The sequence below is a fragment of the Ureibacillus thermophilus genome (assembly GCF_004331915.1).
Classification (GTDB): Bacteria; Bacillota; Bacilli; order Bacillales_A; family Planococcaceae; genus Ureibacillus; species Ureibacillus thermophilus.
This window is the reverse complement of the sequence record NZ_CP036528.1, coordinates 2,892,197-2,895,340: the sequence shown is the minus strand read 5'-3', so window position 1 is coordinate 2,895,340 and position 3,144 is coordinate 2,892,197. Positions and strand designations below refer to the sequence as shown.

The 3,144-nt window shown below is 34.4% G+C and carries 2 protein-coding genes; both read left to right on the top strand.

What is annotated here, in order from left to right:
• Nucleotides 1-63: 63 nt before the first annotated feature.
• Complete coding sequence (locus tag DKZ56_RS14680; RefSeq protein ID WP_208650620.1) at nucleotides 64-882, top strand: hypothetical protein; 819 nt, start codon at nucleotides 64-66, stop codon at nucleotides 880-882.
• A gap of 45 nt (nucleotides 883-927) precedes the next feature.
• Nucleotides 928-1,776, top strand: a complete 849-nt coding sequence (locus tag DKZ56_RS14675) for an FRG domain-containing protein (protein WP_208650619.1) — start codon at nucleotides 928-930, stop codon at nucleotides 1,774-1,776.
• Nucleotides 1,777-3,144: the final 1,368 nt, after the last annotated feature.

Below are 3,144 nucleotides of genomic sequence, written 5' to 3'. Positions count from 1 at the left end.
TTGAAAGTGATTGATGGTGGGGAAACTGTTTAATCTTATTTGGGGAATTCTGTTGAGTTCTATTTGTGGAAAACTGTTGATTCTAGTTTAGCGTTTACAACACCAAAGAAAAGTGCTTATGGAGAGCTAGATATTATGATAGATGCTGGAAAAAATCTTTACTTTGATCAAGTAGTAGCAGGTAATTTCTTTAGGCACTATCAATTTCCAAAAGAAAAAATAAACAGTGTTAGTTGGCATGGATATTATGAAAAGATAAATGAAAGGTTCTTAAATACCCCAATTATTCATTTTAAAAATAGACATAACAAAATTGCTAGAGAATGGCACTTAGGTAGCATTAACCATGAAGAACCCTTTGCATTTCCAATTTGTAGCGTGTATTTGCCACAACAAATGGATTTATCGCATTTGCATCCCAGTAAATATGAGAAACATAGAAAGATAAATTATTTTATCAAGGACATTGATGATGATAAGAGGATTGATATTTTTATTACTCCTAAAGGTGTTTCTGCTAAAAAAGTCTTAAAGTCATCGATTGGCTTTATATATAAACTTATAGATATCGATAGCTTTAACGATGAATTGGGGATTCTTCATTTTCTAAGCGAAGATAAGGACAATAACCTTGAGATCGTTAATGATGATTCTGGTCATGAAATGATAATTAGGACTGTTAATAATCAATCAAGTTCAAGCAGATTCTCCTGCTTAGAAGAATCCTTTTCACTTTTAATTCATGACCCAAATGAAGTATATAAAAGGCTTGTAAATCGTTATATTATTGAAGTTGATCAAGGAATTAATGTTCTATCTGAGCAAGGATTACTCTCAAAAGCAGAAATCTTAAAAGAGAAGTTTGAAAAAGAGATAAAGTGAGATTGATGTTATAGATATTTCACTAAAGGAAGGAGATAATGTGTATTGAAAGGGACTCTTGAAAGACCGTTCAATGATATCTTTGAGTTAATCGGAGTTCATCAACAAAGGCAGCCAATATTCAATCAGCCAACAATCAAAGCTCTCTTCGCTCCGTTATTTTATCATGATGATAAATTTCAGGCAATCATGGGAACGGATAAGAAGATGAGGTTGTTTCCAAATCGCCAAATGATGAATCTCTATAGGGGACAGGTCAAAGCATACCCAAAATGCTTTCCAAGTTTATATCGACAGGAGCAAGGCACTATTCAGCAGCTAATTGATATGGCAAAAACAGAGGATTTTAAACTGGTGCTGAAACAACATCCTGTTGTAAAAGAACTGGAGCAATATAATCTGTTTATAGATTACGTAGGTTTAGCACAGCACTATGGATTTAAGACAAACGTTCTTGATTTGACTAGTGATCTCGAAGTAGCTGCCTTCTTCGCTTGTTGTCCATACGATCCATCATCGAATAGTCATAATTTCAATATAGAGGAAGGTTCAATAGGTGCTATATACCAAACACTGCAACTAGCCTTATTTGACCATAATAATCCTGCTAAATTTGAAGTAATTGGTCTTCAGCCATTTCATAGACCTGCTCAACAAAAGGGATACTCTTATCAACTTGATTTAGGGGAAGACTTTTTGACAGTTTGTACTCCAATTTATTTTAAACAATCCCGCAAAGCCTCTAATAAAATCTTTATGCAATTTAATGGTGGCGAAGCTCTTTACCCATATGATCCGATTGTTGAAATTGTAATAGATCCACGGGGACGGTTCTCGAGACTCATTTTGGATAATTTTACAAGCGTTTTGCAATATTTTAAATCCTTTGTATAAGAAAAATCTTGTACAAAGGATTTTTCTATTTTCATCCCCAAAATACCTCAAAATATTTTTTTCAATTCTTTTGAAAATATAGGATTGGTCGTTGGTTAACACTCCTTTTAGGAAAAATAGACTAGTTAAAAAAGGGATTTTGAATAGCCACTTTCCAAGCAAAATCTTATTTTGAATGGTTGAAGAAATTGGAAGAATGTTGCGGTATTTTTTGACCCAGGGGGACGGTTCTCGTGACTCATTTTGGATAAATTTTCAAGAAGCCACGAGGACGATCCTTTAAGGATTAAGTGGAAGGTAAAGGGTTTCGGCTCTTTACCTTCTCATTTAATTCGAAATTAAAAGCATATAGCCACAACATGACAATGACTTATTTGACGTAAGTAGGTGTCGTGTTGTGGTTTTTTGTTTAATTCCGTAAAAAAGAATGATGAGTGCCTGTCACTTGTCAAATCGTATCGAACTATTGTTCTGACAAATAGGAAGCCTTGTGGAGAGAAATCTCTGTAGGGCTTTTCTTTTCCGCTTCAATTAGAAAATCAAATATATATTATAACCATGAAACGATATAACGAATCAACCATGGCACATTCTCAAGTTAAAGAGAATGGGCTTTTTTGTTTGTTTTGGTAGAATGGTAGAGAGAGAGGGGGTGAGAGAATATGACGGTTAAAGTAGTGGAGAGCAATGTGAAGCTTATTCCTGTAGGGATATATACTGACCGAGAGTTAGATGATTTGGTGGAAGAGTATAGAATAGCAAATATGGCTTCATAACCGGGTGCAACTTTTAGTACAACGGAAGATGGATCACACCTTTATCTTATGGGCAGCGATAAAGTTAAGCTGGTTAGAAGTAAGCAGAAAAAGGACTGAGCGCATGTTGGCTTAGTCCCAAAATAGTCAATCTACCACTAGCTCAATTCATCAATCATAAAAGAGGTGAGTATCCACGGGGACGGTTCTTGTGACTCATTTTGGATAAAACTTCAAGAATTCACGAGGACGTTTCCTTTAAGGAATAAGTGGAAGGTAAAGGGTTCTGGCTCTTTACCTTCTCATTCACTAACATGGCAAAAATATAACCACAACATGACAATGACTTATTTGAAGTAAGTAGGTGTCGTGTTTTGTTTTTTTGTTTTATATGAAAAAATGTATTGTATAGTGGTGTTTTGATGGAGTTAGATCCTAGGGGAATTTATGAAGTTTTAAAAAGGCAAAATATTTTATTTCTCTATCATGCCAATAAATTTTCGACACCTTATACGTAAGCGTAAAATAATCCCCACCTTTTAATGATAGGGATTAAATACTATTATTGTGATAAGTTATTAAAAACCCGACAATTCAAAGGAATTGTTTTGGA